This is a genomic window from Streptomyces sp. NPDC090994 (assembly GCF_044768905.1).
Classification (GTDB): Bacteria; Actinomycetota; Actinomycetes; order Streptomycetales; family Streptomycetaceae; genus Streptomyces.
In genome coordinates this window covers 526,494-552,526 of sequence record NZ_JBIVWS010000004.1, presented here as the reverse complement: position 1 = coordinate 552,526, position 26,033 = coordinate 526,494, and the positions used below count along the sequence as shown (strand labels likewise).

29 protein-coding genes are annotated in these 26,033 nt (G+C 72.1%); 15 read left to right on the top strand and 14 right to left on the bottom strand.

The features are described 5' to 3' along the window. Positions 1 to 33: 33 nt before the first annotated feature. The 7 genes from pstB to ACIQR3_RS12735 all read right to left on the bottom strand — a co-directional run bounded on the left by pstB (position 34) and on the right by ACIQR3_RS12735 (position 8,478). A complete protein-coding gene (gene pstB, locus ACIQR3_RS12765) occupies positions 34 to 810 on the bottom strand; it encodes a phosphate ABC transporter ATP-binding protein PstB (RefSeq protein ID WP_403537747.1) in 777 nt (258 codons plus the stop codon). Between the two features lie 33 nt (positions 811 to 843). Further along, positions 844 to 1,914 (bottom strand): phosphate ABC transporter permease PstA, encoded by a 1,071-nt coding sequence (pstA, locus tag ACIQR3_RS12760; RefSeq protein ID WP_403537746.1) that lies wholly within the window; start codon positions 1,912 to 1,914, stop codon positions 844 to 846. Further along, on the bottom strand, positions 1,911 to 2,915 hold the full coding sequence (gene pstC, locus ACIQR3_RS12755) for a phosphate ABC transporter permease subunit PstC (RefSeq protein WP_403537745.1): 1,005 nt from the start codon (positions 2,913 to 2,915) through the stop codon (positions 1,911 to 1,913). The genes pstA and pstC overlap by 4 nt, the downstream gene beginning before the upstream one ends. A gap of 137 nt (positions 2,916 to 3,052) precedes the next feature. Next, positions 3,053 to 4,180, bottom strand: a complete 1,128-nt coding sequence (pstS, locus tag ACIQR3_RS12750) for a phosphate ABC transporter substrate-binding protein PstS (RefSeq protein WP_403537744.1) — start codon at positions 4,178 to 4,180, stop codon at positions 3,053 to 3,055. A 261-nt stretch (positions 4,181 to 4,441) separates the two neighbouring features. Continuing rightward, positions 4,442 to 4,888, bottom strand: coding sequence for an NUDIX hydrolase (locus ACIQR3_RS12745; protein WP_403537742.1), 447 nt, complete (start codon positions 4,886 to 4,888; stop codon positions 4,442 to 4,444). Between the two features lie 25 nt (positions 4,889 to 4,913). Beyond that, positions 4,914 to 5,999 (bottom strand): CHAD domain-containing protein, encoded by a 1,086-nt coding sequence (locus ACIQR3_RS12740; RefSeq protein ID WP_403537740.1) that lies wholly within the window; start codon positions 5,997 to 5,999, stop codon positions 4,914 to 4,916. A gap of 94 nt (positions 6,000 to 6,093) precedes the next feature. Continuing rightward, a complete protein-coding gene (locus ACIQR3_RS12735) occupies positions 6,094 to 8,478 on the bottom strand; it encodes an RNA degradosome polyphosphate kinase (RefSeq protein WP_403537738.1) in 2,385 nt (794 codons plus the stop codon). 370 nt (positions 8,479 to 8,848) lie between these two features. On the opposite strand from ACIQR3_RS12735, the gene ACIQR3_RS12730 reads away from it, so the two are divergent. From ACIQR3_RS12730 to ACIQR3_RS12710, 5 genes are read left to right on the top strand one after another with little or no spacing between them, the layout of a single operon-like run. Further along, positions 8,849 to 9,391, top strand: coding sequence for an RNA polymerase sigma factor (locus tag ACIQR3_RS12730; protein WP_215166708.1), 543 nt, complete (start codon positions 8,849 to 8,851; stop codon positions 9,389 to 9,391). Continuing rightward, positions 9,388 to 10,242, top strand: a complete 855-nt coding sequence (locus ACIQR3_RS12725; RefSeq protein ID WP_403537735.1) for a zf-HC2 domain-containing protein — start codon at positions 9,388 to 9,390, stop codon at positions 10,240 to 10,242. The genes ACIQR3_RS12730 and ACIQR3_RS12725 overlap by 4 nt, the downstream gene beginning before the upstream one ends. A gap of 34 nt (positions 10,243 to 10,276) precedes the next feature. Next, positions 10,277 to 11,143: an ABC transporter ATP-binding protein gene (locus ACIQR3_RS12720; protein WP_403537734.1), complete on the top strand. Its 867-nt coding sequence runs from the start codon at positions 10,277 to 10,279 to the stop codon at positions 11,141 to 11,143. Continuing rightward, positions 11,140 to 12,660, top strand: coding sequence for an ABC transporter permease (locus ACIQR3_RS12715; protein WP_403537732.1), 1,521 nt, complete (start codon positions 11,140 to 11,142; stop codon positions 12,658 to 12,660). The genes ACIQR3_RS12720 and ACIQR3_RS12715 overlap by 4 nt, the downstream gene beginning before the upstream one ends. Before the next feature lie 26 nt (positions 12,661 to 12,686). Next, positions 12,687 to 13,373, top strand: coding sequence for an ABC transporter (locus ACIQR3_RS12710; protein ID WP_403537731.1), 687 nt, complete (start codon positions 12,687 to 12,689; stop codon positions 13,371 to 13,373). 330 nt (positions 13,374 to 13,703) lie between these two features. On the opposite strand, the gene mshD is transcribed toward ACIQR3_RS12710, so the two are convergent. Continuing rightward, on the bottom strand, positions 13,704 to 14,630 hold the full coding sequence (gene mshD, locus ACIQR3_RS12705; RefSeq protein WP_403537729.1) for a mycothiol synthase: 927 nt from the start codon (positions 14,628 to 14,630) through the stop codon (positions 13,704 to 13,706). Positions 14,631 to 14,781: 151 nt separating this feature from the next. Here mshD and ACIQR3_RS12700 point away from each other — a divergent pair, with 151 nt between their 5' ends. The 5 genes from ACIQR3_RS12700 (at position 14,782) to ACIQR3_RS12680 (ending at position 19,245) form a co-directional block, all read left to right on the top strand. Further along, positions 14,782 to 16,596, top strand: coding sequence for a bifunctional metallophosphatase/5'-nucleotidase (locus tag ACIQR3_RS12700; protein WP_403537727.1), 1,815 nt, complete (start codon positions 14,782 to 14,784; stop codon positions 16,594 to 16,596). 234 nt (positions 16,597 to 16,830) lie between these two features. Next, positions 16,831 to 16,959: a hypothetical protein gene (locus ACIQR3_RS12695; protein WP_285442525.1), complete on the top strand. Its 129-nt coding sequence runs from the start codon at positions 16,831 to 16,833 to the stop codon at positions 16,957 to 16,959. A 102-nt stretch (positions 16,960 to 17,061) separates the two neighbouring features. Then, positions 17,062 to 17,205, top strand: coding sequence for a hypothetical protein (locus ACIQR3_RS12690; RefSeq protein ID WP_403537725.1), 144 nt, complete (start codon positions 17,062 to 17,064; stop codon positions 17,203 to 17,205). Positions 17,206 to 17,265: 60 nt separating this feature from the next. Beyond that, complete coding sequence (locus ACIQR3_RS12685; protein WP_403537723.1) at positions 17,266 to 17,409, top strand: hypothetical protein; 144 nt, start codon at positions 17,266 to 17,268, stop codon at positions 17,407 to 17,409. A gap of 84 nt (positions 17,410 to 17,493) precedes the next feature. After that, positions 17,494 to 19,245 (top strand): ABC transporter ATP-binding protein, encoded by a 1,752-nt coding sequence (locus ACIQR3_RS12680; protein WP_403537721.1) that lies wholly within the window; start codon positions 17,494 to 17,496, stop codon positions 19,243 to 19,245. Here the strand turns inward: ACIQR3_RS12680 and ACIQR3_RS12675 are convergent. Then, positions 19,211 to 19,492, bottom strand: a complete 282-nt coding sequence (locus ACIQR3_RS12675; RefSeq protein ID WP_403537719.1) for a hypothetical protein — start codon at positions 19,490 to 19,492, stop codon at positions 19,211 to 19,213. The two genes, ACIQR3_RS12680 and ACIQR3_RS12675, sit on opposite strands and share 35 nt — an antisense overlap. A gap of 114 nt (positions 19,493 to 19,606) precedes the next feature. Between ACIQR3_RS12675 and ACIQR3_RS12670 the strand changes: the two genes are divergently transcribed. From ACIQR3_RS12670 to ACIQR3_RS12660, 3 genes are read left to right on the top strand one after another with little or no spacing between them, the layout of a single operon-like run. Then, positions 19,607 to 20,440 carry a helix-turn-helix domain-containing protein gene (locus tag ACIQR3_RS12670; protein ID WP_403537717.1) on the top strand — a complete coding sequence of 278 codons (834 nt, stop codon included), beginning with the start codon at positions 19,607 to 19,609 and terminating at the stop codon, positions 20,438 to 20,440. Next, positions 20,437 to 20,643 (top strand): DUF397 domain-containing protein, encoded by a 207-nt coding sequence (locus tag ACIQR3_RS12665; protein WP_403537715.1) that lies wholly within the window; start codon positions 20,437 to 20,439, stop codon positions 20,641 to 20,643. Before ACIQR3_RS12670 ends, ACIQR3_RS12665 begins: the two co-directional genes overlap by 4 nt. Beyond that, positions 20,640 to 20,840: a DUF397 domain-containing protein gene (locus ACIQR3_RS12660; RefSeq protein WP_403537713.1), complete on the top strand. Its 201-nt coding sequence runs from the start codon at positions 20,640 to 20,642 to the stop codon at positions 20,838 to 20,840. The genes ACIQR3_RS12665 and ACIQR3_RS12660 overlap by 4 nt, the downstream gene beginning before the upstream one ends. Here the strand turns inward: ACIQR3_RS12660 and ACIQR3_RS12655 are convergent. After that, positions 20,827 to 21,909, bottom strand: a complete 1,083-nt coding sequence (locus tag ACIQR3_RS12655; protein ID WP_403537712.1) for a pectinesterase family protein — start codon at positions 21,907 to 21,909, stop codon at positions 20,827 to 20,829. The two genes, ACIQR3_RS12660 and ACIQR3_RS12655, sit on opposite strands and share 14 nt — an antisense overlap. A gap of 103 nt (positions 21,910 to 22,012) precedes the next feature. Between ACIQR3_RS12655 and ACIQR3_RS12650 the strand changes: the two genes are divergently transcribed. Continuing rightward, positions 22,013 to 22,300 carry a hypothetical protein gene (locus ACIQR3_RS12650; RefSeq protein WP_403537710.1) on the top strand — a complete coding sequence of 96 codons (288 nt, stop codon included), beginning with the start codon at positions 22,013 to 22,015 and terminating at the stop codon, positions 22,298 to 22,300. Then, positions 22,297 to 22,485: a hypothetical protein gene (locus tag ACIQR3_RS12645; protein WP_403537708.1), complete on the top strand. Its 189-nt coding sequence runs from the start codon at positions 22,297 to 22,299 to the stop codon at positions 22,483 to 22,485. Before ACIQR3_RS12650 ends, ACIQR3_RS12645 begins: the two co-directional genes overlap by 4 nt. On the opposite strand, the gene ACIQR3_RS12640 is transcribed toward ACIQR3_RS12645, so the two are convergent. From ACIQR3_RS12640 to ACIQR3_RS12625, 4 genes are all read right to left on the bottom strand, one after another. Beyond that, a complete protein-coding gene (locus ACIQR3_RS12640; protein ID WP_403537706.1) occupies positions 22,476 to 23,951 on the bottom strand; it encodes a sensor histidine kinase in 1,476 nt (491 codons plus the stop codon). The two genes, ACIQR3_RS12645 and ACIQR3_RS12640, sit on opposite strands and share 10 nt — an antisense overlap. Beyond that, complete coding sequence (locus ACIQR3_RS12635) at positions 23,948 to 24,685, bottom strand: response regulator transcription factor (protein ID WP_403537704.1); 738 nt, start codon at positions 24,683 to 24,685, stop codon at positions 23,948 to 23,950. The genes ACIQR3_RS12640 and ACIQR3_RS12635 overlap by 4 nt, the downstream gene beginning before the upstream one ends. Before the next feature lie 62 nt (positions 24,686 to 24,747). Further along, a complete protein-coding gene (locus ACIQR3_RS12630; protein WP_403537702.1) occupies positions 24,748 to 24,921 on the bottom strand; it encodes a hypothetical protein in 174 nt (57 codons plus the stop codon). A gap of 11 nt (positions 24,922 to 24,932) precedes the next feature. Continuing rightward, positions 24,933 to 26,018 carry a S1C family serine protease gene (locus ACIQR3_RS12625; protein ID WP_403537700.1) on the bottom strand — a complete coding sequence of 362 codons (1,086 nt, stop codon included), beginning with the start codon at positions 26,016 to 26,018 and terminating at the stop codon, positions 24,933 to 24,935. Positions 26,019 to 26,033: the final 15 nt, after the last annotated feature.

The window sequence follows — 26,033 nt, the reverse complement described above, 5'->3', positions numbered from 1 at the left end:
CCATGCAGCACCGCGAGGGTCAGAGGGGCAGGCTCAGCCGAAGCGGCCGGAGATGTAGTCCTCCGTGGCCTGCACCGACGGGTTGGAGAAGATCCGCTCCGTCTCGTCGATCTCGATGAGCTTGCCGGGCTGCCCGACGGCCGCCAGGTTGAAGAACGCCGTACGGTCCGAGACCCGCGCCGCCTGCTGCATGTTGTGCGTCACGATGACGATCGTGAAGCGCTCCTTCAGCTCACCGATCAGGTCCTCGATGGCGAGGGTGGAGATCGGGTCGAGGGCCGAGCAGGGCTCGTCCATCAGCAGCACGTTCGGCTCGACCGCGATCGCCCGCGCGATGCACAGCCGCTGCTGCTGGCCGCCCGACAGGCCGGAGCCCGGCTTGTTCAGGCGGTCCTTGACCTCGTTCCAGAGGTTCGCGCCCTTGAGGGACTTCTCGACGATGTCGTCCATCTCGGACTTCTTGTACCGGCCGTTGAGCCGCAGGCCGGCCGCCACGTTGTCGTAGACGGACATGGTCGGGAACGGGTTCGGACGCTGGAAGACCATGCCGACCTCGCGCCGCACCGCCACCGGGTCGATCCCGGCGCCGTACAGGTTCTCGTCGTCGAGCATGACCTTGCCGTCGACCCGGCCGCCCGGCGTCACCTCGTGCATGCGGTTCAGCGTGCGCAGGAACGTGGACTTGCCGCAGCCGGAGGGGCCGATGAAGGCCGTCACCGAGCGGGGTTCGACGGTCATCGAGATGTCCTCGATGGCCAGGAAGGAGCCGTAGTAGGCGTTGAGGCCGCTGACATCGATGCGCTTGGCCATGTGAATCACTGCTTCTTTCGGGTCGGGAGGGCCTTAGCGACCGGTCTTGGGGGCCTTCCAGCGGGCGATGCCGCGGGCCACCAGGTTGAGGATCATGATGAACGCGATGAGCGTCAGGGCCGCCGCCCAGGCACGGTCGACCGAGAACTCGGTACCGGCGCTGTACTGCAGGTAGATGTACATCGGCAGCGATTCCTGCGCGTCCTTGAACGGGTTCGCGTTGATGAAGTCCGCGCCCCAGACCAGCAGCAGCACGGGGGCCGTCTCACCGGTGATACGGGCGATGGCCAGCATGATGCCGGTGGTGATGCCGCCGATGGAGGTCGGCAGGACCACCTTGAGGATCGTGCGCCACTTCGGGACGCCCAGGGCCAGGGACGCCTCGCGCAGCTCGTTCGGGACGAGCTTCAGCATCTCCTCGGTGGACCGGACGACGACCGGGATCATCAGGATGGTCAGCGCCATCGAGCCGGCGAAGCCGGAGGGACCCATGTCCAGGATCAGGACCCACACGCTGAGGATGAACAGACCCGCGACGATCGACGGGATGCCCGTCATGACGTCGACGAAGAAGGTGACGGCCTGGGCGAGCTTGCCGCGGCCGTACTCGACCAGGTAGATCGCGGTCAGCACGCCGATCGGCACGGAGATCACGGCCGCCAGGCCGACCTGCTCCGCGGTGCCGAGGATGGCGTGGTAGATGCCGCCGCCGGGTTCGAGGTCGCCGACGACGCCCATCGAGTGGCTGAGGAAGTACCCGTCGAGGACCTTGACGCCGCGCTTGATGGTCGTCCAGACCAGGGAGGCCAGCGGGATGACCGCCAGCAGGAAGGCGACCCAGACCAGGCTGGTCGCCACCCGGTCCTTGGCCTGGCGCCCGCCCTCGACCTTGGCGGAGATGCCGTAGGTGCCGAGGACGAAGAGGACCGCGGCGATCAGCGCCCACTGGATGGAGCTGTCCAGGCCGGCCGCGAAGCTGATGCCGATGCCCAGCACGACCGCGCCCGCGGCGACCGCCCACGCGAACCACTTGGGCAGGGTGGCGCCCTTGAGGGAGCTGGGCGGACGCTGGTCGGGCTTTTCGGTGAGAGTGGCGTTGCTCATGCGTTGGCCCCCGAGTACTCCTTGCGGCGGGCGATGATCATGCGGGCCGCGCCGTTGACCAGCAAGGTGATGAGGAAGAGGACGAGACCGGAGGCGATCAGCGCGTCACGGCCCATCGGGGTGGCCTCGTTGAACTTGCTGGCGATGTTCTGCGCGAACGTGCCGCCGCCCGGGTCGAGCAGGCTGGCGGTGATGTCGAAGCTCGGGGAGAGGACCATGGCCACGGCCATCGTCTCGCCGAGCGCGCGGCCGAGGCCGAGCATCGAGGCGGAGATGATGCCGGAGCGGGCGAAGGGCAGCACCGACATGCGGATGACCTCCCAGCGCGTGGCGCCGAGGGCCAGCGCGGCCTCCTCGTGCATGCGCGGGACCTGCCGGAAGACCTCACGGCTCACGTTGGTGATGATCGGCAGGATCATGATCGCGAGCAGGATGCCGACGGTCAGCAGCGAGCGCGGCGCGCCGTCGTTCCAGGCCAGGACGCCGGTCCAGCCGAGGTACTCGTCCAGCCAGCCGTAGAGCCCGGTCAGGTGCGGTACGAGGACGAGGGCGCCCCACAGGCCGTAGACGATGGACGGCACGGCGGCGAGCAGGTCGATCACGTAGGCGACCGTGCCGCCGAGCTTGCGCGGGGCGTAGTGGGTGATGAACAGGGCGATGCCCACCGCGATCGGGACCGCGATGGCCATGGCGATGACCGACGACACGATGGTGCCGAAGGCCAGGACCGCGATGCCGAACTCGGCCGGCACGGCGGTGGGGTTCCACTCGAAGGTGGTGAAGAAGTTGGCTTCGTCGTTGCTGATCGCGTTCGCGGCGCGGTAGGTCAGGAACGACGCGATCGCGGCCATCAGGACCAGGACGAAGATGCCGGAGCCGCGGGAGAGGCCGAGGAAGATCCGGTCTCCGGGGCGGGTGGCGCCGCGGGCGGCCCGCTTCTGCTCGGCTTCGGTCGGTCGGGGGCTCGGTGGGGCTGCGGGATTCTGTGTCGATATGTCCATCGGGTTCTCCGGTCTGCGGAGCCGTCGTGGGGGACGGCCCGGACGGGGCCGCCCGCGTCTCGGGGGCTCCTGGCGGCGGTGCACCGGACGGTGCGGTCAGGTCCCCCGGAGGTGCGGGGGACCTGACCGCACTCGGGTCAGCTCAGGCCCGAGATGGTGTCGCGGACCTTGGTGATGATCTCGTCGGGCATCGGGGCGTAGCCGGCCTCCGCCAGCAGGCCCTGACCGTCCTCGGAGGCGATGTAGTTGAGGAACGCCTTGGTCGCGGGCAGGGTCTCCGCCTTGTTGCCCTTGTCGCAGACGATCTCGTACGTGACCAGGGTGATCGGGTAGGCGCCCGCGGCGGACGGCGTGTAGTCCAGCTCCAGCGCCATGTCCTTGCCGGTGCCGACGACCTTGGCGGCGCCGATGGCGGCGGTCGCGTTCTCGACGGTGGCCTTGACCGGTTCGGCGGCCTCGGTCTTGATGTCGACCGTCTTGATGCCGCCCTCGGCGTAGGACAGCTCGAAGTAGGAGATGGCGCCGGAGGTCTGCTTCACCTGCTGCGCGAGGCCGGAGGAGCCGGAGGCGGACTGGCCGCCCTTGGCCTCCCAGGACTTGCCCGGCTCGTAGCTCCAGTCGTCGGGCGCGGCGGCCTTCAGGTACTTGGTGAAGTTGTCCGTGGTGCCGGACTCGTCCGAGCGGTGGAACGCCTGGATCTTCAGGTCGGGAAGCTTGGCGTCGGGGTTGAGCTTGGCGATCGCCTCGTCGTTCCAGTTGGTGATCTTGCTGTCGAAGATCTGGGCGAGGGTGGCCGCGTCCAGGGTGAGCGTGTCGACACCGGGGACGTTGAAGCCCACGGCGATCGGGCCGCCGACCATGGGCAGGTCGATGGCCTGGCCGTTGGAGCAGACCTTCTTGGAGGCCGTGATCTCCTCGGGCTTCAGCGCGGAGTCCGAACCGGCGAACGCGGTCTGGCCCTGGGTGAACGCGGTGATGCCGGCGCCCGAACCCGTCGGGTTGTAGTTGATCTGGACGCTCTTGCACGCCGCGGCGAACTGCTTCACCCAGGCGCCGATCGCGTTGTTCTGGGCGGAGGAGCCGGACGCCTGCAGCTGGCCCGAGGCGTCGCCGCAGTCGATGCTGCCGGCCTTGGCGCTCGCCGAGGAGTCGCCGCTGCCGGTGTCACCGGTTTCGTCGGAGCCGCACGCCGTGAGGGCCAGGGCGCCGGAGACGGCGAGAGCACCGAGAGCGAGGGCCCGCCGGTTCATGCGCTGAAGCTTCACTTGAGGAATGTCCTTCCTGGAGCCGCCGTCCTGATTCGGCGGCGTGCGAAGACTGGTGCTGGGGACTGGATATGCAAACGGGGTGATACGAACGCGTTTTCCAGGTGCGCCCCGTATCGGGTAAGGCCGAAATTAGGCAGAACAGGTGAAGGCGCTGATGGCCGTAAATGAACGCGGGGTGAACCCCTGGGGACGGTGCGGTGAGGTCACGGAACGCTTACGTCGAGGACACGGGGTGATTCCGGTGGGCTGTCCCCCCGACTATGGCAGGCGGGCGGTGGCCAGCAGGGCGTCGACCAGGGCGCGGTCCCTCGGTCGAGTGAGCCGGGCCCGGGCGGCGTCGGGCGCCAGCCACAGGACGCGGTCCACCTCGTCGTTCGGTACGAACGTCCCGGAGACGGCCTCGGCGGCCCAGTAGCGCACCTGTTTGGGCCGGCCGTCGGCCGGATAGCGCGCGGTCGGCAGTTCGGGGCCCGGCGCGGCGGTGTGCCCGGTCTCCTCGGCGACCTCGCGCAGGGCGCCGGCGAGGGCGTCCTCGCCCGGCTTCAGCTTTCCCTTGGGGTGGGACCAGTCGTCGTACTTCGGCCGGTGGACGAGACACAGCTCCGTCCCGCCGGTGACCGGCGAGCGGCGCCACAGGACGCAGCCGGCCGCGAGGACCGTGGTGTCGTCGGGGGTGCCGTCCGGGGTGCCGTCCGGGGTGCTCAACGGGTGCCTCCGCTCGGTGCCGGGCCTACGGCGTGCCGACGGCTTCCTTGCGCCAGCAGTGCTGGAACGCGTACCGCGCCGCCTCCACCTCATGCCGCTGGTCGGCGTGGAGCACGCCCAGCGCGTACGCCGTCGCCGGGGCGATCCGGGGGGTGCGGGCCGCCTGGGCGGCGGCCGCGGCGGCCTCCGCGGCGTCCCGGTGCCGGTCCAGGGCCTCGCCGGCCGCGAGCAGGCGTACGCCGACGGGGGCGTCGCCGCCGGTGACGGCCTCACGGGCGTAGCGGTGCAGGCGCAGCAGCAGGCGTACCTGGTGCCAGGGCGCGTCCTGCGGATGCGGGGACGGGTCCGGGGACAGCCCGTGGACCAGGGCTTCCGCGTTGTAAGGGCTGCCGGCGGTGACCAGGGGCAGCGCGGCCACGGCGTCGGTGAGGCGGTCCTCGGCGGCGGCGGCCAGCGGGCGCAGGTCGGCGCCGGCCGCGCCGGTGGCCAGCGGGACGTCGCTGGCCAGGACGGCGACCTTGTCGGCGACCGCGTGGAAGCGGCTGCTGCCCAGGGCTTGCAGCGCCGTGGAGTGGGCCCGGGTGCGGGCCAGGGTCAGCTGGCGGTCCAGCAGGGCGCCCGCCTTGGCCGCGCCCACGGTGAGGGCGCCGCGCTCGGTCCCGGCCGCCTGCTGGGCGGGGACGCCCGGGGGCAGGTCCGGGAAGGCCGAGACGCCCGACAGCCGGTGCAGGGCCTGGAGCAGGCGTTCGAGGCGGGACGCGTACGCGTGCTCCATCGCCAGCGTGCCCGACAGCCAGGCCAGCTCGGGGCGGATGTCCTCCGCCCAGGCGCCGTCGAGCAGCGCCTGGAAGGTGTGCAGGCTGCCGCTGATCCGGCGGGCCGCGCGGCGCAGGGCGCGGGCCGCGTCGACGGAGCCGTCCGCGGTGTGCGCGCCCGCGCCGTTCTCCCGGTGCAGGCGCAGGGCGCGGAGGAACTCCGTGGCCTGGGCGCGCAGGTAGCGGGCGAGGGCGTCGGCGTCCACCGGGCCGTCCGGCCGGGGCGGGGTGTCCGGCCGGGGCGGGGTGTCCGCCTGCGCGGTGCTGTCTTTCCGCGTGGGGCTGTCCGGCTGCATCGGGCTGTCCACCTGCACAGAGCTGTCCGCCGGCGCCGGGCCGGGCAGCGGGGGTGGGCCGGACGGGGCCGGCCGGGACGGGGGGTGCGTCGGTTCAAGGTGTCGCTGTGCCACGCCGGCGCCTCCGGGCGTCTATGAGCATCTCCTGGACGTTGCGCAGGGGGTGACCGTCCGCGTCGGTCGCGTGCCGGGTCCACTCGCCGTCCGGGCCGAGGTGCCAGGACGCGGTGGTGTCGGACATGCCGGTCTCCAGCAGGCGGCACAGGGCCGCCCGGTGGGCCGGGTCGGTGACCCGGACCAGGGCTTCTATCCGGCGGTCGAGGTTGCGGTGCATCATGTCGGCGCTGCCGAACCACACCTCCGGCTCGCCGCCGTTGCCGAACGCGAAGACCCGGGAGTGCTCCAGGAACCGGCCGAGCACCGAGCGGACCCGGATGTTCTCCGACAGGCCGTCCACGCCGGGGCGCACCGCGCAGATGCCGCGCACCCACACGTCGACGGGGACGCCCGCCTGGCTCGCGCGGTAGCAGGCGTCGATCACCGCCTCGTCGACCATGGAGTTGACCTTGATCTTGACGTACGCGGGGCGGCCGGCGCGGTGGTGCTGGATCTCCTTGTGGATGCGGGAGACCAGGCCGTCGCGGAGCGACTTGGGGGCGACCAGCAGACGGCGGTACGTCTCCCGGCGGGAGTAGCCGGAGAGGCGGTTGAAGAGGTCGGAGAGGTCCGCGCCGACCTGCGGGTCCGCGGTGAGCAGGCCGAGGTCCTCGTAGAGCCGGGCCGTCTTCGGGTGGTAGTTGCCCGTGCCGACGTGGCTGTAGCGGCGGAGGGTCTCGCCCTCCTGCCGTACGACGAGGGAGAGCTTGCAGTGGGTCTTGAGGCCCACCAGGCCGTAGACGACGTGGCAGCCGGCCTCTTCGAGCTTGCGGGCCCACTTGATGTTGGCGTGCTCGTCGAAGCGGGCCTTGATCTCGACCAGGACGAGGACCTGCTTGCCGGCCTCGGCGGCGTCGATCAGCGCGTTGACTATGGGGGAGTCGCCGGAGGTGCGGTACAGCGTCTGCTTGATGGCGAGGACGTCCGGGTCCTCGGCGGCCTGCTCCAGGAACGCCTGTACGGAGGTGGAGAACGAGTCGTACGGGTGGTGGAGGAGGACGTCGCGGCTGCGCAGCGCGGCGAAGATGTCGGGGGCGGAGGCGGACTCGACCTCGGCCAGGTCGCGGTGGGTGCCGGCGACGAACTTCGGGTACTTCAGCTCCGGGCGGTCCAGGCTGTGGACGCGGAAGAGGCCGGTGAGGTCCAGGGGGCCGGGGAGGGGGTAGACCTCGGCTTCGGTGATCTTCAGCTCGCGGACCAGCAGGTCCAGTACCTCACGGTCGATGCTCTCCTCGACCTCCAGGCGGACCGGGGGGCCGAAGCGGCGGCGCATGAGTTCCTTTTCGAGCGCCTTGAGGAGGTTCTCGGCGTCGTCTTCCTCTACTTCGAGGTCCTCGTTGCGGGTGACGCGGAAGGCGTGGCTCTCCAGGACCTCCATGCCGGGGAAGAGTTCTTCCAGGTGGGCGGCGATGACGTCCTCGATGGGGACGTAGCGGCCCGGGGAGGCTTCCAGGAAGCGGGAGAGCAGCGGGGGGACCTTGACGCGGGCGAAGTGGCGGTGGCCGGTGACCGGGTTGCGGACGACGACCGCGAGGTTGAGGCTCAGGCCCGAGATGTACGGGAACGGGTGGGCCGGGTCGACCGCGAGGGGGGTCAGGACCGGGAAGATCTGGTGGCGGAAGAGGGTGAACAGGCGGGCCTGCTCCTTCTCCGCGAGTTCCCTCCAGCGGACCAGGTGGATGCCCTCTTCGGCCAGGGCCGGCAGGACGTCCTCGTGGAAGCAGGCGGCGTGCCGGGCCATCAGCTCGCGCGAGCGGGCCCAGATCATCTCCAGGATCTCGCGGGGCTGGAGGCCGGAGGCGGAGCGGGTGGCGACGCCGGTGGTGATGCGACGCTTGAGGCCCGCGACGCGGACCATGAAGAACTCGTCCAGGTTGCTGGCGAAGATCGCGAGGAAGTTCGCGCGTTCCAGGAGCGGGGTGTTCGGGTCCTCGGCCAGCTCCAGGACGCGCTCGTTGAACGCCAGCCAGCTGCGCTCGCGGTCGAGGAAGCGGTTCCGGGGGAGGCGGGTGGCCCTGCCGTTGCCGTAGCCGCTGCCGCTGCCGACGCCGGTGGCCTGGGATTCGTCCAGGTCGTCCTCGTAGGCATCGAGGTCGGAGTCCAGGTCGGGCTCCAGGTCGGAGACCGCGGCGGCGATCGTGTGCGGGCGGTGCGCGGCGATGGAGCCCACGGAGGGCTGCGTGTGCTGGACCTCTGCCTGGGGGTTCGACTGACTCATGGACCTATTCTTCCGCGCACCGAGCAGGACAGGCGCGTCGGAAGGAACGGGCGGGCGCGGGGTTCCCTCCGGGGGCGGTGAAGGCTCTGGCACGGCGGGCTTCATTCGGTGAGCGTCGCAAGCTCGTCTGAATCGATGGTTACGGGGAGATGGCGTGGGGGATAGCGGGGGGCGGCTTGGGGGTGTGGGCGGGTGTATGGGGTGGGCGTGCGCACGGGGTGGTGGGTGGGTCGGGGTCGTGGGGGTGCGGCGAGCCCGCCGCCGGATGGACGCCCGGGTGGGGGGAGTCGTCACCTCTGTGGCGACCGGGTAAGCGGCGGGCTGCGCCGCACCCCCACGACCCGCTCCCGCCGTCGTGCGGCTGCGGGTCGTGGGGGTGCGGGGGGCGCTTCCGTCGTGAGGCGGGTGCGGCGTCGTGCGGCTGGGCTGGTGGGGTGGGGTGAACCGGTCGGGGGGTGTCGTGCGATGAGGAGACGTGAGCGGAACGAGAAGCGACGGGGAGCTGTTGCGGGCCGTCGCGGGCGACGGTGACCGGCGGGCCTTCGAGGAGCTGTACCGGCGGTACGCGCCGTGGCTGACGGCCCGGCTGCGGGGCCGCTGTGCCGATCCGGGCGTCGTCGACGACGTGGTGCAGGAGACCTTCCTCGCGGTGTGGCGCGGCAGCGCGCGGTACCGGGAGGACGGGGACGTCGCCGGGTGGCTGTGGCGTATCGGGTCGCGGCGGCTGATCGACGTACTCCGCGGGGACGGGGCGCGCGGGCGGCTGCGGCAGGCGCTGGCGCGGCTGCGGCACCGGGACGAGGTGTCGGCGGAGGAGCGGGTGCTCGCCGGCGTCGAGCACGGGGACCTCGCGGGCGCCCTCGTCCGGCTCTCCCCGGAACTGCGCGCGGTGCTCCAGGCGACGGTCGTCGACGGGCTGACCACCCGCGAGGCCGCCGTCCTGCTCGGCATTCCGCCGGGCACGGTCAAGACGCGGGCGATGCGGGCCCGCAAGCAACTGCGGGAGGCCCTGGCATGACGGCGTACATCGACGGCGGCTGGCACGTGCCGGAGGAGGAGTTGCGGGCCTACGCGGGGGGTGGGCTGGCGCCGCCCGCGCTGTGGTCCGCCGACACCCATCTGGCCGCCTGCGCGCGGTGCCGTGCGGTGCTGGCGGAGGTCACCGATCCGGTGGCACTGGACGCCGGGTGGGAGCGGCTCGACGCCGAGCTGGACGCGCCGCGGGCGGGGTGGTGCGAGGGGCTGCTGGTGCGGCTGGGCGTGCCCGACCACGTGGCCCGGCTGCTGACGGCCACGCCGGTGCTGCGCGGGTCGTGGCTGGGCGCGGTCGCGGCGATGCTGGCGATGACCGTGGCGGCGGTGCTGGCGTCCGGGTCGCCGGACGGGACGCCGACGCTCTTCCTCGCCCTCGCCCCGCTGCTGCCGCTGGCCGGGGTGGCCCTGTCGTACGGGCCCGCGCTGGACCCGGCGTACGAGATCGCGGTGGTGGCGCCGCTGCACGGGTTCCGGCTGCTGATGATCCGCACGGTCGCCGTGCTGGCCGTGGGGATCGGGCTGAACGGTCTGGCCACGCTGGCACTGCCCGGCTACGGGCTGCGGGCGCTGGCCTGGCTGCTGCCCGCGCTGGCCCTGACGGGGGGCGGGCTGGCGCTGACGCCGCGGCTGGGGCCGGTGGTCGCGCCCTCGGTGGTGGGGGGCGCGTGGATCGGGCTGCTGCTGGTCGCCGAGGCGGTCCGGGAGTCCGGTGACGGGCCGCTCGTGCCGTTCACGGCGGCCGGGCAGGGCGTGTGCGCGGTGGTGGCCGTGGTCGCCGCCGGGGTGCTGTTCGCGGTGCGGGACCGGTTCGACCGGTCGCGGTTCGTTCACTGACCTTTCTTCGTCGTTCGGGTTACGGGAGTTTCGTATGACCATCACTGTCTCTGCCTCCGGGCTGCGCCTGCATTACGGGCGGACCCGCGCCCTCGACGACGTCGGGCTGGGGCTGTCGCCGGGGGTCACCGGGCTGCTCGGGCCCAACGGGGCTGGCAAGACGACGCTGTTGCGGGTGCTGGCCACGGCGGTGCCCGCGGACGAGGGCGCGTTCACCGTGCTGGGGCACGACCCGGGGACCGCGGGCGGACGGCAGGAGGTGCGGCGGCGGCTGGGGTACCTGCCGCAGACGCCCGGCTTCCATCCCGGGTTCACCGCCTTCGAGTTCGTGGACTACGTGGCCGTCCTGAAGGAGATGACCGACCGGGGCGCCCGCCACCGCGAGGTGCGGCGGGTGCTGGAGGAGGTCGGGCTCGGGGAGGTGCGGGGGCGGCGGATCAGGAAGCTGTCCGGCGGGATGCGGCAGCGGGTCGCGCTGGCCGCCGCGCTGGTGGGTGACCCCGGGTTCCTGGTGCTGGACGAGCCGACCGTCGGGCTCGACCCCGAGCAGCGGATGCGGTTCCGGGAGCTGATCGCGGAGGCGGGGGAGGGGCGGACCGTCCTGCTGTCCACCCATCAGACCGAGGACGTCGCCATGCTGTGCCGGCGGGTGCTGGTGATGGCCGACGGGGGCATCCGGTTCGACGGGACGCCGGCCGAGCTGACCGCGCGGGCGGCCGGGCGGGTGTGGCGCAGTGCGCGGCGGGAGGGCGGGGCGAAGGCCGTCTGGCGCACGGGAACGGGGGAGTTCCGGCACGTCGGTGATCCGCCGGACGGGGCCGATCTGGTCGAACCCACCCTGGAGGACGGCTATCTGCTGGTCCTCGACGGCGCGGGCTCGGGCGCGGAGGTGGCGGCATGAGCGCGGTGCTGGAGGAGACGCCGGTGGCGGTGGACGGCCGGGCGAACGGCGGTGGGGTGCGAGCCGTGTTCGAGCTGGCCCGGCTGGAGGCGCGGCGGCTGGTGCTGAGCGTGCCGGTGCTGATCGCCTTCGTGCTGTACGCCGTCCTGATCGTGTGGCGGACCCGGTCGTCGTGGGACGGCTTCCCGGTCCTCCAGGACGCCGACCGGTCGACGCAGGGCTGGCCGCTGCTGGTCGGCTTCGCGGTGCTGCTGAGCGCCAACTTCGCCGCGCTGCGCTCCCGTCGGCACCACACCGAGGAGTGGTTCGGGGCCCTGGTGATGCCGCGCGGGCGGCGTACGGCGGCGCACGTGCTGTCGCTGGTGCCGGTGGTGCTGCTCACCGCGGTGTTCGTGGGCGGGCAGTTCGGCTGGGAGGCGCTCAAGCCGGGGGCGGTCGGGCAGGGTTCGCCGGCCGAACTGCTGGTGGGGCCGCTGACCGTACTGCTGCTGGGGGCGGGCGGCATCCTGCTGGCCCGGGTGGCGGCCTCGGCGTGGGCGGCGCCGCTGCTGGGCGTGTTCTTCCTGTTCACCTCGATGCTCGGCAGCCTGCCGCTCGGCGGTGAGGCCGGGGCCTGGCTGAGCCCGGTCGTCTCCACGTCCGGCGGCCAGCCCCTGCCCTCCGACCTGATCGGCCGCCCGGCCGCCTGGCACGCCCTGTACCTGGCGGGTGTGGCGCTGTGCCTGGCCTTCCTCGCGGTGCTGGCCGGCGGCGGCCGGGGCGCGGCCGTCAAGGCGGGGCTCGCGGTGGCGCTGGTGATGGGCCTGGTCGGGGGCGTCGCACAGTCCCGGGGCGAGTCCGCGGAGCTGGTCGCCGCCCGCGAACGGGCCTCGGTCAGCCCCGAGAAGGAGCAGAAGTGCGTCGAACGGGACGGGACGACGTACTGCGCCTTCGAGGAGTGGATGCCGCGCACCGCTGACTGGGCCGGCGTGGTCGACCGGGTGCGGTCGCTCACCGGCGACGAGGCGCGCGACCGCTCCCTGCTCGTACGGCAGCGGATCGAGGCCCGCTACGGCCTGGCGAGCGACTCCGCGATCCCCCCGCTGACCCGGCGCGACCAGGTGACCGTGGGCACCGAGTGGGGCGGCAACCGGGTGCCGGAGTTCTCCGCCGCCGTCGCCGCCGTGCTGGTCGCGGGCAGCGAGCAGGCGGGCAGCGAGATGTGCGACGGGCGGATGGTGACCGTCATGTGGCTCGCCCTGGGCTGGCAGGACGACCCGATGGACGCCCTGCGCCGGGTCCGCCTCGACGACAGCGTCCAGGGCTCGGCGATCGTCCTGTCGCCGACCGACCCGCTGAGCATGACCGCCGGTCAGACGGACGTCGTACGGCGCCTGCTGGAGAAGCCGGCGGACGGCGTCGCGGCGAAGGTCCGGGAGCACTGGGGCGAGCTGACCTCCCCGAAGCTGACGACGGCACGGGCGGCCGAGCTGCTGGGGGTCGCCGGGCCGGACGAGGCCGACTCGTGCGGCGCGTGACGGTGACGGGACGAAGGGGGCGGCGAGTGAGGGTGGTGAACGGCGTGGCGTCGGAGCTGGTGCGGCCGGTGGGGCGCACGGTGCCGTGGTGGGCGCTGGGCGCGGCCGGGGTCGTGGGGCTGCTGCTCGTCGCGGTGGCGCGGTGGACCGGCGGCGGCGAACCGTCGCCCCACGCGGCGCTCCTCGCGCTGCGCGGCGCCGCGCTGGCCGGCGGGCTGGGCCTGGCGTCCCTCCTGGACGACCCCGCCCGGCACACCACGGCCGCCGTCCCGGTCCCGCGCCCGGCCCGGCAGGCCCTGCGGGCCGCGCTGGTCGCGCCCTTGGTCGCGCTGTGGTGGACGGCGGTGCTGTTCCTGGTCCCCGCGGAGGTACGTCCGCCGGCCGGCGGCATCACCCTGGAAGCGGGGGCCGTCGCCCTGCTGGCGCTCGCCGCGGCGGCGGCGGTGGTCCGGCTGACCGACCGGACCCGCCCCGGCCGGGCCGTGGCGACGGCCCTGCTCGTCGCGGCGGTCGTCAGCCCCCTGTTCGTGCCGGACAGCTGGGCGGTGTTCGTCCAGAGCGGCGACCCGCGCTGGGCGGAGTCCCACGACCGCTGGGCCGTCGCCCTGGCGGCAGCGGCGGCGGTGTGGGCGGCGTCCGCGCGGGAGCCGGTGCGGCGGGGGTGGGGGAGGCGGCGGCTCCCGGCCGGGACCCGGCCGGGGACGGGCAGGTGACGGAAGGGGCAGGCGGTGCGGCCGGGGCGGCCGGTGCGGCCGGGGCGGCCGGTGCGGCCGGGGCGGGCAGGTGACGGAAGGGACAGGCGGTGCGGCCGGGACAGCCGGGACAGCCGGGACAGCCGGGACGGGCAGGTGACGGAAGGACGGGCGGTGCGGCCGGTGCGTCCGGGACGGGCAGGTGACGGAAGGGACAGCCGGTGCCGCCGGTGCCGCCGGGGCGGGCAGGTGACGGCCGGTCAGGGGCGCGAGTCGCCCCGCCGTACCGTCCCCCGCCCGCCCCGCCCGCCCCGCCCGGTCACGTCTCCGTCCGGTCACGTCTCCGTCCGGTCACGTCTCCGTCCGGTACATCAGGTCCGTCTCGTACGTCACGAACCCCAGCCGCTCGTACACGGACACCGCCGCCCCGTTGTCGGCGTCGACGTACAGCATCGCCGTGGGCAGCCCCCGTTCCGCCAGGTGCCGCAGGCCGATCGTGGTGAGGGACCTGCCGAGGCCGCCGCCCTGCGCGTCGGGGCGGACGCCGACGACGTACACCTCGCCGAGCCCCTCCGCCGCGTGCACCTTCGTCCAGTGGAAGCCGACCGGTTCGCCCTTCCGTTCGGCGAGGAAGAACCCGGCCGGGTCGAACCACGGTTCGGCCATCCGGTCGTCCAGGTCGCGCTGGGTGAGCGAGCCCTGTTCGGGGTGGTGGGCGAAGGCCGCGGCGTTCACGGCGAGCCAGGCCGCGTCGTCCTGCCCGGGCACGAAGGTCCGGACGGTCACGCCCTCGGGCAGCACCGGTTCGGGCAGGTCGAGGCCGGTCAGCGGGCGCCGCATCTGGCGCAGTTCGCGGAAGAGCGTCATGCCGAGGACCTGGGCCAGGTGCCGCGCGGCGGAGTGCCCGCCGTGCGCCCACGCCCGCAGCCGCTTGCCGGACGCGGCGAGCAGCGCCGACCCCAGCGCCCGCCCGTGTCCCTGCCCGCGCCGGGAGGGGTGCACGACCAGTTCGGCGGCCGGGGGTTCCACCGGGTCGGTGCCCTCCAGCTGGGCGTAGCCGACGAGTTCGCCGTCGACGGTCAGCAGGAAGTGCGATACGCCTTCGCGGGCCTCGCCCCGCAGGTGGAGCCGGCCCTGCTCGGACACGGCCTGCTGACCGTCGGTGCGGGCGGCCTCGGCGAGCAGGGCGAGGACCGCCTCGGTCTGCTCGGCGGTGAGGGCGTCGTACGTGTCGATCGAACGGGGGCGGCCGGGCCGCAGGGTGTCGTCGCTGGTCATGCGTACGAGGGTAGAGCGCCGGGACCGGCCGGGGGGCGGTGTGACGGCGGCGGAGCGTAAACCAGGATGTAACCCGCGCCCCCCTGTCGCGCTACGCGCGTCGACCTTAGGCTGCGCCCACCTGTTCCCAGCACACCCACAGGGGGCCGTCATGCCACCAGCCAACGCACACTCACCGCACGATCCGCGCCGCAGACGCCGGACCACCCGTCTGCTCGCGGTGGCCGTAGGGGCCCTCACCGTGGGCTCGCTCACCGCCGCCGCGCTGCCGGCCGGCGCGGGGGAGAAGGGCGGCCACGGGCATCAGCGGAGCCGGTACCAGGACGTCCAGCTCCTCTCCTTCAACGACCTGCACGGCAACCTGGAGCCCCCGGCCGGCTCCAGCGGCCGGGTCACCGAGACCCACGAGGACGGCACGACCGAGACCATCGACGCGGGCGGCGTCGAGTACCTCGCCACCCACCTGCGCCAGGCCCGCAAGGGCAACGCGTACTCCATCACCGCGGCCGGCGGCGACATGGTGGGAGCCTCCCCGCTGATCTCCGGGCTGTTCCACGACGAGCCCACCATCGAGGCGCTGAACAAGCTCGACCTGGACGTCACCTCCGTCGGCAACCACGAGTTCGACGAGGGCGCCACCGAGCTGGCCCGGCTCCAGAACGGCGGCTGCCACCCCACCGACGGCTGCTACACCGACAAGGAGTTCAAGGGCGCCGACTTCCCCTACCTCGCCGCCAACGTCCTCGACGAGAAGACCGGCAAGCCGGTCCTCGCCCCGTACTGGGTGTGGAAGAAGAACGGCGTCAAGGTCGGCTTCATCGGCGTCACCCTGGAGGGCACCCCCGGCATCGTCTCCGCCGAGGGCGTCAAGGGCCTCGCCTTCAAGGACGAGGTCGAGACGATCGACAAGTACGCCAAGGTGCTCCAGCGCCAGGGCGTGAAGTCGATCGTCGCGCTGGTGCACGAGGGCGGTTACCCGGCGTCCTCCTCCTACAACTACGACTGTGACTCGCCCGGCGCCGGGGACGGCATCTCCGGGCCGATCGTCGACATCGCGAAGAACGTCACGCCCCAGGTGGACGCGCTGGTCACCGGCCACACCCACAACGCGTACGTCTGCACGATCGACGACCCGGCGGGCAACCCGCGCATGGTCACCTCGGCCTCCTCCTTCGGCCGCCTGTACACGGACACGACCCTGACCTACGACCGCCGGACCGGTGACATCGCCCGTACGGCGGTGGAGTCGGCCAACCACGTCGTCACCCGGGACGTCGCCAAGGCGCCCGACATGACCGCGCTGATCGGCAAGTGGAACGCGCTGGCCGCGCCCATCGGCAACCGGGCCGTCGGCTGGATCTCCGGCGACATCGGCAACACCGGCACCGAGTCCCCGCTCGGCGACCTGATCGCCGACGCGCAGCTCGCCCACGGCAGGGAACTGGACCCGGAGACCGACCTCGCGCTGATGAACCCGGGCGGCATCCGCGCCCCGCTGACCTACGCGGCGAGCGGCGCCGAGGGGGACGGGGTGGTGACGTACGCGGAGGGCTTCACGGTGCAGCCGTTCGCCAACACCGTCAACCTCCAGGACCTCACCGGAGCGCAGCTGATCCAGGTGCTCAAGGAGCAGGTGAGCGGGACGAACGAGGCGGCGCCGAAGATCCTCCAGGTGTCGGACGGGCTGACGTACACCCTCGACCTGACGAAGACGGGCGCGGACCGGGTGGTGACCGACTCGATCCGGCTGAACGGGGCGGCGATCGACCCGGCGGCCACCTACCGCGTCGCCAGCAACAGCTTCCTCGCGGGCGGCGGTGACGGGTTCACGACCCTGGGCCAGGGCACGAACGACGTCGTCGGCGCGGACGACCTGACGGCACTGGAGCAGTACCTGACGGCCAACTCGTCGGCGTCGGCCCCGCTGGCGCCGCCGGCGGCGGACCGGATCACGATCGTGCGGTAGCGGCTGCCGCGCCCGGTTCCACGGCCCGGCAGGGACACGCGGTGTCCCTGCCGGGCTTTTCGCTGCCTAAATTCTGTGTCAGTTCCCGCCCGGTTCCCTTTCCCTCCTGAAATCTGATCTCAGCTCCAATTAATCGAGGTCTCAGCGGAATCGGCGCTTTTCGGGGTCGGCGTCCCGTAGTGTTTTCCATGTCGACAGCGAACGACACCAAAGCAAACAACGAAGGAGAACATCATGAGCTTCCACAAGGTCACCCCGGTCAAGAAGACCCGCAAGCCCGCCGCTCAGGCCGCCAAGAAGGCCACCAAGCCGGCGCCGAAGAAGGCCGCGCAGAAGCGCCGTCCGGTCGGCAACAAGGGCTGATCTGATTCACAGCCGTAAAGGATGACGCATACTTGGCTCCTATGAGGTGCCAGGTGGTTCACATAAAACACGCATAAGAAATCGCAGGGGAAAGGGACACTCATGAGCTTCCACAAGGTCGCGCCGGTGAAGAAGAACAACAACCGCAAGGCCGCCGCTCAGCCGGCGAAGAAGGCCGCCCCGAAGAAGGCCGCGCCGAAGCAGGCCGCGTCGAGCCGCCGCCGTCCGGTCTCCCGCCAGGGCTGAGCCGCACCGCACCGCACCCGTCACACCTCACCCACACCGCAGTACAGAGAGGAACCACTCATGAGCTTCCACAAGGTCGCCCCCGTGAAGAAGAACAACAACCGCAAGGCCGCCGCCCAGCCGGCGAAGAAGGCCGCCCCCAAGAAGGCCGCCCCGAAGCAGGCCGCGTCGAACCGCCGCCGTCCGGTCTCCCGCCAGGGCTGAGGCCGCTCACGAGGCGGGGCCGCCGGAGCGTACGCGCTCCGGGGCCCCGCCTCGGGCATGTCCGGAGCAGAGAAGGAGCCGATCATGAGGGAAGTCCGTGCGGCGTTCCGCCGTTTCTGGCCGCTGACCCGCGGCGACCGCCGCTGGCTGGTGGTCGTCGTGGCCTGCGTGGTGGTCGCCGCGCTCGCCGAGACCGCGTCGATCCTGCTCTTCGCGGAGCTGACGGACCACGCCCTGAAGGCCGGTTCGCTCTCCGCCTTCTGGGGACCGGCCGGCGGCTGGCTGGCCGTCGCCGTGCTCGGCGCGGTGGTCGGCTACCTCGGCAACTCCCTGGCCACCTGGACCGCCGAGAGATTCGTCCTGCGGCTGCGCGCGGGCGTCTTCCGCCACCTCCAGACCCTGCCCCCGCACTTCTTCCAGCGGCACCGGCGCGGTGACCTGGTGGAACGGATGACGGGGGACGTGGAGGCCATCGAACAGATGGTCGTGTCCGGGGTCGTCGGCACGGTCTCCGCCGCCTTCTCGGCGGTCTTCTACGCCGCCGCGGCCCTCTGGCTCCGCTGGGACCTCGCCCTCGCCACCTTCGTCCTGGCCCCCCTCTTCCTGCTCGCCGCCCGCCGCTTCGCCGGCCGGATCAAGAAGGCGTCCACGGACGAGCGGGTCGCCGACGGCGCGATCACGTCGGTGGTGGAGGAGGCCCTCGGCAACGTGGTCCTCACCCAGGCGTACAACCGGCGCGGCGCGGAGGAGGCCCGCCTCGACCGCGAGGCCCGCGCCTGGATGAAGGCGTCGGTGCGGGGCGCCCGGCTGAGCGAGCTGTACGAGCAGTTCGTCGAGGTCGTCGAGACGCTGTGCGTGCTGGCGGTCATCGGCCTGGGGGTCTGGGAGATCTCCGCCGACCGCATGACCCTCGGCCAGCTGCTCGCCTTCGCGGCCTTCATCGGCTACCTCTACCCGCCCGTCCGCAGCCTCGGCCAGCTCGGCCTGACCCTCACCGCGGCCACCGCCGGCGCCCAGCGGCTCGGCGAGATCCTGGACGCCAGGCCCGCCGTGACGGACCCGGCCGTCCCCGTCACCCCCGGTCCGGTCCGCGGCTGGGTCGCCTTCCACGACGTGACCTTCCGCTACCCGGAGGCCGACCGGCCCTCCCTGAGCGACCTGGCGTTCACCGCCCGCCCCGGCGAACTGGTCGTCGTCACGGGCCCCAGCGGCGCCGGCAAGTCGACCCTGGCCAAGCTCCTCACCCGCTTCTACGACCCGACGGCGGGCATGATCTGCCTGGACGGCGTCCCGCTGCGGGACCTGCGCCTCGACTTCCTGCGGGAACAGGTGACCCTCCTGCCCCAGGAGACCCTGATCCTCCACGGCACGATCCGCGAGAACATCGCGTGCGGGCGCCCCGGCGCGACGCGGGACGAGATCGAGGCGGCGGCGCGCGCGGCGGCGGCCCACGACTTCGTCGCGGCCCTCCCCGCCGGTTACGACACCCTGATCGCCCCCGGCACGGCCGCCCTCTCCGGCGGCCAGCTCAAGCGGCTGACCATCGCCCGCGCGATGCTCCGCGCGTCGCCCGTCCTGATCCTCGACGAACCCACCGCCGGCCTCGACGCGATCGCCGCCCGCCAGGTGGTCCAGCCCCTGCGCCGCCTGGTGTCCGGCCGTACGACGCTGATGATCACCCACGACCTGACGCTGGCGCCGGACGCGGACCGCATCCTGGTGGTGGACGGGGGACGGCTGGTGGAGTCGGGGACACACGCCGAACTGGTCGCGCGCGGCGGGACGTACGCGCGTCTGGCGGTCACGAACCGCCCGCTGCCCGCCCTCCCCGGCTGACCGCCACCCGCAGCACCTCCTCCAACGACTCGACGGCTCGCGCCAGCGCGAAACGGAGGGCACGTTCGCCGGCCTTCTGGTCGCCCAGCACGGCTCGGGCTCCGGCCAACACCTGCGTGCCGGACGCCAGCTGGGCCGCCTCGATGTCATCGGCGACACGGGACATGAGGGAGTCCGGGCCGCCGTCGGTACTGAGGTAACAGGGGTTGCCTTCGGGGGTGGTCCAGGGCAGGAGGCGGTAGGTCATGGAGGGCTCCTCGCACGTGTGATTACGGTTCGCGTCTCCACTGTCACTGTCCGTGCGTACTCTCGTGAAGAGGGCTGGCGTTGTCGGTGCGCCAGGCAAGGGAGAGGGGGCGGCATGGACGAACACTCGCTCGGTGAAGGGGTGTCGAAGCGCGTGCTCTTGGGGCGGACGCTTCGTTTTCTGCGCGAGAAGGCGGGCAAGTCACTGGGGCAGCTCGCCGAGGAGACGTCGTACGACAAGAGCTATCTGTACCGCCTGGAGACGGGTGAACGGCTCTCCAAGCGGGCGGTCATGGAGGACCTGGACCGGTATCACGGCTCGGGGGACCTGTTGGTCGGCCTGTGGAGCGACGCCCGGAAAGAGGTGATCAAAGGCAAGTACCAGGGATACATGGAGCTGGAGTCGACCGCGCGGGTCATGTGGAAGTTCCAGCTACGCGTGCCGGGACTGCTGCAGACCGAGGAGTACGCACGTGCCGTGTTGTCAGGGTTGTCCCGAGCCCAGACGGCTGTCGGCAACGGCGATGTGATCGAGGAGCAGGTGGCCGCGCGCATGGGGCGCCAGGAACTCCTGCACCGAGTCCCGACGCCTCACATCCGGGTGATCCTGGATGAAGGCGCGGTACGGCGTCCGGTTCCTGATACCAAGGTGTGGGCTGACCAGTTGTCGCACTTGGTGGATTCGGCGGAACTGCCGTCGGTCGCCCTGCAAGTGCTGCCCTACACGGCTGGTGTGCACGACCTGATGAACAGCGACCTGACGCTGATGTGGCAACGCGTAGGAGACCCGGTTGCCTACGTGGAGGGAAACGGGTTCGGTGAGCTGACCGACGATCCGGACAAGGTCTTGTCTTTTCGCTTGTCCTACGATCTGGTCAGAGATGCGGCGCTGACTCCGCAGGAGTCGACGGCGTTTCTCAAGCGCCTTCTGAAGGAGTGCAGAACATGAACCGGATGCCGGACCTCACCACGGCCGTGTGGCGCAAGTCCTCCTACAGCGACGGCGGTGACTCGAACTGCGTCGAGGTCGCCGAAGGCTACCCGGCCGTGATCCCCGTCCGTGACAGCAAGACCCCGGACGGACCGGTGATCGTGTTTGGGGCGTCGTCTTGGGTGGGCTTCCTCGACGCACTGGAAGCGCCCCGTACATGACCCACGCCCCCGACCTCAGCCTCGCCACTTGGCGTAAGTCGAGCTACAGCGACGGGGGAGGGACGAACTGCCTGGAGATGGCCGAAGGCTTCCCCACCCTCGTCCCCGTCCGAGACAGCAAAGTCACGGACGGGGCGGTGATCGTGTTCGGGCGGGACGCCTGGGCGGCGTTCGTCGGTGGGGTCAGGATGCCGTAGGCGTCCAGTCGCCGAGCCAGTCAGCGACCTCCTGGTCGGCTGCCTGGGCGTCGGTCAGGAAGGGGCGGTCGGTGCTCGCGGAGCCCGCGCCCGCGCCGGTGTTCCTGTACTCGGCGAAGCGGTCGGCCTTCCAGGAGAAGCCGCTCATGTCGGTCCACGGCGTCGACTTGACCGCCGCGCTGAGGTTGGTGTTGCGGACCGTCGTCTGGGGGTCGAGGGTCGCGTCGCCGCCCGCGTGCCAGGGGCGGCCGAGATAGAAGGACGCGCTGGACACGTCGCCGTTGACCGTGGAGTTGGCGATGAGGATGCCCTTGCGGTCGGCGGCCGTGCTGGGGGCGGTGACGTAACCGGCGGAGGAGCCGTCCCACCGCTTGCGCAGGGTGATGACGGAGCGGTCGATCACCGCCGTGGCGCGGCCGAAGATGAAGTCGACGTTGCCGAGGACGTAGGAGTCCGAGACGTAGACGCGGCCCAGCTTGTCCTTGGCGGCGGTGTCGAGGAGCAGGGTGTCCTGGTCGCCGGTGACGATGACGCCGTCCAGGAAGACCTTGTCGGCCGCCGTGCGCAGGGCGACCGCCTGGTGACCGGAGAGGGACTGGTTGGCGGCCTCGTCGAAGTCGTTGGTGATGGAGAGGTTGCGGGCCTGGAAGTCGTCGGCCTCGACGGCGACCGTGGCGCTGCCGCCGGTGCCGTAGGTGCCGGAGCCGTCGGGCTTCTGCGTGCCGGCCGCGTTGTTGTAGACGATCACCGTGTCCTTGCGGGACGCGCCCGTGCCCTGGATGGTGACGTGCGGCTTGTTGGAGGGGACCTTGACCAGCTCGCGGTAGGTGCCCGGCGCGACGGCGATGACGACGCGGGAGGCGTTGTTCGCGGGGACGGCGTTCACCGCGGCCTGCACGGTCGTGTACTGGGCGGAGCCGTCCTTGGCGACGGTGAGGGTGGTCGCGGCGGCGCTCACGGCGTCCGTGACGACGGGCCCGTTCGCCTCCGTCGCGTAGGCCAGGGTGGCGGCGGTCAGGGTCAGCGGGAGGAGAGCGGTCAGGGCGGTGCGGCCATGGGGGTGGCTCATCTGCTGCTTCCGATCAGTGCGAGGGCGTACATGACACCCGCAGGTCGCAGCCGAGCGGCACGAGGTTGCCGCGTCCGGGGCATGGCGGCGCTATGGCGTCGCTATGGCAGACACCACGACCATTCAGGTGTCCCGCGAGGCCCGCGACCACCTCGCGCAGCTGGCCAGGGAGCGGGGCGTGACACTCGGGAAGCTCGTCGAACAGCTCGCTTCGCGAGAGCCGACGGCCGGGCAGATCGTGGAGCGGGTGGCGGCCACCCGTAAGGTGCTGCGCGACCGGCTGGGCTGCACGCTCAGCGACGAGGAACTGGACAACGGACCGGACGTGCCGGCCAACGTGTACGCGACGGCAGCCGAGAAGGCACGGGCCCGCGCGGAGCGGGCCGCGTGATCATTCCCGACACCGGCGCGGCACTCGCGCCGGCCCACGGGCACGAGGCCCTGCACCGCCGCCTGGAAGACCTTGAGCACCGTGCGGCGGAGTCAGCGAACGTCTCCGAGGCCAGGGCACTCCTCGAAGAGGCGTCCCGCATCCGCTACCGGGCGCAGCGAGCGGAGCCCGCCGGTCACCCCTGACCCCCGTCCTCCCCGTCCCCCTCCGGCGAGGAGTCCGGCGGCGGCACAGGTGCCCCCGGCAGCCGGATCACCGCCACCGTGCCGTCGCCCTCGGGGGCCGGGGCGAGGGTGACCTCGCCGCCCGCCTGCTGGACCGTGCGGGCCACGATGGACAGGCCGAGGCCCGAGCCGGGGAGGGAGCGGGCCGACTCCGAGCGCCAGAAGCGGTCGAAGACGTGGGGGAGTTCGGACGCGGAGATGCCGGGACCGTGGTCGCGGACGGTGAGCGTGCCGGCGGTGAGGCGGACGTCGATCGTGCCGCCCTCGGGGCTGAACTTCACCGCGTTGTCGAGGATGTTGACCACCGCCCGTTCCAGCGCGGCCGGCTCGGCGCGTACGTACCAGGGCTCGACGTCCGCCGTGATGGTCAGCTCGGGGCCGCGCAGGCGGGCCCGGCGCAGGGCCGACTCGACGGTCTCCTGCCAGGCGACGATCTGGGTGCGGCCCGCGTGCTGGCCGGTGTCGGGGCGGGAGAGTTCCTGGAGGTCGCCGATGAGGGCGGCCAGTTCCGTCATCTGCGCCTTCACCGAGGCGAGCAGCGCCTTGCGGTCGGCCTCGGGGAGCGGGCGGCCGGTCTCCTCGCTGCGGGTGAGGAGTTCGATGTTGGTGCGGAGTGACGTCAACGGCGTACGCAGCTCATGTCCCGCGTCCGCGATCAGCTGCTGTTGCAGTTCGCGGGAGTTGGCCAGGGACGACGTCATGGAGTTGAACGAGTGCGAGAGGCGGGCGATCTCGTCCTCGCTGTCGTCGTCCACCGGGATGCGGACGCTCAGGTCCTCGGTGCGGGCGACGTGCTCGACGGCCTCGGTGAGTTTGTCGACGGGGCGCAGTCCGGCGCGGGCGACGGCGAGACCCGCCGCGCCGGCGCCGATCACGCCGATGCCGGAGACGAGGAGGAGGAGCAGGGCCAGGTCGTTCAGGGTCGACTGGGTGCCGTCCAGGGGGACGGCGGCGATGAGGACCGCGTCGGCACGGGCCTGGGTGCGCTGGTCGGTCAGCGGCAGCGACACCGTGAGCACGCGCAGGGCCTTGCCGTCCTCGGCGGTGCCGTTGCGCAGGATGCCCTCACCGGCCGAGGACTGCTGCATCACCTTCTCGTCGGCGTCGGTCACCTTGACCTCGCCGTAGGAGTTGGTGAACAGGCAGGTGGTGCCGTCGGCGGTGACGATCTGCGAGTAGGTGGTGCCGAAACCGCCCTCGCGGGGGGTCTGCGTGCAGGTGGCGAGGGCCTCCCGGATCTGGCCGACCTGCTTGGGGTCGGTGAGGGCCGTGGCCTTGCGCAGATCGGCGTCGAGCTGGTCGTACAGCTTCCCCTGCACGATGAACCAGCACGTCACCGACACGGCCGCCACCGCGAAGGCGACCGCCGCCGCGACCAGCAGGGCCAGCCGCGAGCGCAGGGGCAGGGAGCGCAGCCGCTTGATCACTCCGCGCCGCCCTGGCGCAGCACGTACCCGACGCCGCGCACGGTGTGGACCAGGCGCGGCTCGCCGCCCGCCTCGGTCTTGCGGCGCAGGTACATCACGTACACGTCGAGGGAGTTGGACGACGGCTCGAAGTCGAAGCCCCAGACCGCCTTGAGGATCTGCTCCCGGGTGAGGACCTGGCGCGGGTGCGCCATGAACATCTCCAGGAGGGTGAACTCGGTGCGGGTCAGCTCGACGGAGCGTCCGGCGCGGGTGACCTCGCGGGTGGAGAGGTCCATGGTCAGGTCGGCGAAGGCGAGGACGTCGTCGTTCTCGTCGGCGGTGGCGGCCTGCGCCGCCGCGTAGGAGCTGCGGCGCAGCAGGGCCCGGACGCGGGCGAAGAGTTCGTCCAGTTCGAAGGGCTTGACCAGGTAGTCGTCGGCGCCGGCGTCCAGGCCGGTGACCCGGTCGCCGACGGTGTCGCGGGCGGTCAGCATCAGGATCGGGGTGGTGTCGCCGGTGGCGCGGATGCGGCGGGCGGCGGTCAGGCCGTCCATCCGCGGCATCTGGATGTCGAGGATCAGCAGGTCGGGCCGGTACGCCGCCGCCTTCTGCAGGGCGTCGGCGCCGTCCACGGCGACCTCGGTGTCGTACCCCTCGAAGGCGAGGCTGCGCTGGAGGGCTTCGCGGACCGCCGGTTCGTCGTCGACGATCAGGATGCGCTGGGTGTCACGGTCGCCTTCTGCGGGGCTCATGGCTCGGTGTTCCTCGGGTGCGGTGGGGGACGGGGCTGGACCCCTTCAGCGTAAGCGGGGACTCAGCCGCGTACGGCGCCGCGGCGGCGGGCCGGGGCGTGCGGGGCCCGGTGGTGGCGGGGCGCCAGCTCGGGGGCCCGGGGCGCCGGCGGGTGCAGTGCCGACGCCACCTCCAGGGCCAGGGCGAAACCGGCCGGGTCGGTGCCGGTGACCGGGTGGGAGACCTGCTCGATCATGGCGCTGCTCCTCAGCTGTCGGTGCCGCCGGCCCGCAGGGTGTCCAGGTCGGCCTTGACGGTGTTGATCGGGATCGCGAAGCCCAGGCCCACGCTGCCCGCCTCGGACGAGGACGAGGAGGAGCCGGAGGCCGAGTACATCGCGGAGTTGATGCCGATGATGTTGCCGTTCATGTCGATCAGCGCGCCGCCGGAGTTGCCCGGGTTGAGGGAGGCGTCGGTCTGGATCGCCTTGTACGTCGTCGTGGACGAGCCGGTGTCGCCGTTGAACTCCTGGCCGCCGAACTCGAACGGCCACTGACCGCTGCCGCCGCCCTGCTGCTGTTGCTGCTGCTGGCTCTCGTCCGTGGAGACGGTCACGTCGCGGTTGAGGGCGGAGACGATGCCGCTGGTCACCGTGCCGGTCAGGCCCTCGGGGGAGCCGATCGCCACGACCTCGTCGCCGACCTGCACGCCGTCCGAGTCGCCGAGGGTCGCCGCCGTCAGCCCGGAGGCGTCCTGGAGCTTGATCAGGGCCAGGTCCTTGGAGGCGTCGGTGCCGACGACCTCGGCGGTGTACTCCTTGCCGTCGCTGGTGGAGACCTTGACGGAGGTGGCGCCGGAGACGACGTGGTTGTTGGTGATGATCTCGCCGTCACTGGTGATGATCACGCCGGAGCCGGTGGAGGAACCGGCCGACGAGGTGGCGCTGATCTCGACGATGCTCGGGCTGACCGCCTTGGCGACCCCGGAGACCGTGCCCTTCTGGCTGGACGGCACCACGCTGGCGCTGGTGGAGCTGGAGACGACGGTGTCGCTGCCGGTCAGCTCCTGGATGCCGTAGGCGGTGCCGCCGCCGACCGCCGCCGCGACGATCGCCACCGCGGCCAGCAGAGCGAAGGGGCGCCGGGCGCGCTTCTTCGGAGCCCCGTCCACGGCGAGCGCGACGGGCGGCTGGGCCGGCGGGGGCGGCCACTCGGGGTTCACGGCGGAGGTCTGGTACTCACCCTCCGCGGCGGCCTGCTGAGCGTAGGCGTGCTGCTGGGCGCCCTCGTAGGGGTTGGCGTACGGGTTCTCGGAGGTCTCGTACTCGCCGTCGCGGCGGATGCTCTCGGTCATGTCCACGAGCATTAC

What these genes read in the sequence shown, in the direction of transcription:
- pstB (WP_403537747.1), bottom strand. Translation starts at nt 810, where the DNA reads ATGGCCAAGCGCATCGATGTCAGCGGCCTCAACGCCTACTACGGCTCC.
- pstA (WP_403537746.1), bottom strand. Translation starts at nt 1,914, where the DNA reads ATGAGCAACGCCACTCTCACCGAAAAGCCCGACCAGCGTCCGCCCAGC.
- pstC (WP_403537745.1), bottom strand. Translation starts at nt 2,915, where the DNA reads ATGGACATATCGACACAGAATCCCGCAGCCCCACCGAGCCCCCGACCG.
- ACIQR3_RS12740 (WP_403537740.1), bottom strand. Translation starts at nt 5,999, where the DNA reads ATGCAGCCGGACAGCCCCACGCGGAAAGACAGCACCGCGCAGGCGGAC.
- ACIQR3_RS12735 (WP_403537738.1), bottom strand. Translation starts at nt 8,478, where the DNA reads ATGAAGCCCGCCGTGCCAGAGCCTTCACCGCCCCCGGAGGGAACCCCG.
- ACIQR3_RS12725 (WP_403537735.1), top strand. Translation starts at nt 9,388, where the DNA reads ATGACGGCGTACATCGACGGCGGCTGGCACGTGCCGGAGGAGGAGTTG.
- ACIQR3_RS12720 (WP_403537734.1), top strand. Translation starts at nt 10,277, where the DNA reads ATGACCATCACTGTCTCTGCCTCCGGGCTGCGCCTGCATTACGGGCGG.
- ACIQR3_RS12715 (WP_403537732.1), top strand. Translation starts at nt 11,140, where the DNA reads ATGAGCGCGGTGCTGGAGGAGACGCCGGTGGCGGTGGACGGCCGGGCG.
- mshD (WP_403537729.1), bottom strand. Translation starts at nt 14,630, where the DNA reads ATGACCAGCGACGACACCCTGCGGCCCGGCCGCCCCCGTTCGATCGAC.
- ACIQR3_RS12700 (WP_403537727.1), top strand. Translation starts at nt 14,782, where the DNA reads ATGCCACCAGCCAACGCACACTCACCGCACGATCCGCGCCGCAGACGC.
- ACIQR3_RS12695 (WP_285442525.1), top strand. Translation starts at nt 16,831, where the DNA reads ATGAGCTTCCACAAGGTCACCCCGGTCAAGAAGACCCGCAAGCCCGCC.
- ACIQR3_RS12690 (WP_403537725.1), top strand. Translation starts at nt 17,062, where the DNA reads ATGAGCTTCCACAAGGTCGCGCCGGTGAAGAAGAACAACAACCGCAAG.
- ACIQR3_RS12685 (WP_403537723.1), top strand. Translation starts at nt 17,266, where the DNA reads ATGAGCTTCCACAAGGTCGCCCCCGTGAAGAAGAACAACAACCGCAAG.
- ACIQR3_RS12680 (WP_403537721.1), top strand. Translation starts at nt 17,494, where the DNA reads ATGAGGGAAGTCCGTGCGGCGTTCCGCCGTTTCTGGCCGCTGACCCGC.
- ACIQR3_RS12675 (WP_403537719.1), bottom strand. Translation starts at nt 19,492, where the DNA reads ATGACCTACCGCCTCCTGCCCTGGACCACCCCCGAAGGCAACCCCTGT.
- ACIQR3_RS12670 (WP_403537717.1), top strand. Translation starts at nt 19,607, where the DNA reads ATGGACGAACACTCGCTCGGTGAAGGGGTGTCGAAGCGCGTGCTCTTG.
- ACIQR3_RS12665 (WP_403537715.1), top strand. Translation starts at nt 20,437, where the DNA reads ATGAACCGGATGCCGGACCTCACCACGGCCGTGTGGCGCAAGTCCTCC.
- ACIQR3_RS12660 (WP_403537713.1), top strand. Translation starts at nt 20,640, where the DNA reads ATGACCCACGCCCCCGACCTCAGCCTCGCCACTTGGCGTAAGTCGAGC.
- ACIQR3_RS12655 (WP_403537712.1), bottom strand. Translation starts at nt 21,909, where the DNA reads ATGAGCCACCCCCATGGCCGCACCGCCCTGACCGCTCTCCTCCCGCTG.
- ACIQR3_RS12650 (WP_403537710.1), top strand. Translation starts at nt 22,013, where the DNA reads ATGGCAGACACCACGACCATTCAGGTGTCCCGCGAGGCCCGCGACCAC.
- ACIQR3_RS12635 (WP_403537704.1), bottom strand. Translation starts at nt 24,685, where the DNA reads ATGAGCCCCGCAGAAGGCGACCGTGACACCCAGCGCATCCTGATCGTC.
- ACIQR3_RS12630 (WP_403537702.1), bottom strand. Translation starts at nt 24,921, where the DNA reads ATGATCGAGCAGGTCTCCCACCCGGTCACCGGCACCGACCCGGCCGGT.
- ACIQR3_RS12625 (WP_403537700.1), bottom strand. Translation starts at nt 26,018, where the DNA reads ATGACCGAGAGCATCCGCCGCGACGGCGAGTACGAGACCTCCGAGAAC.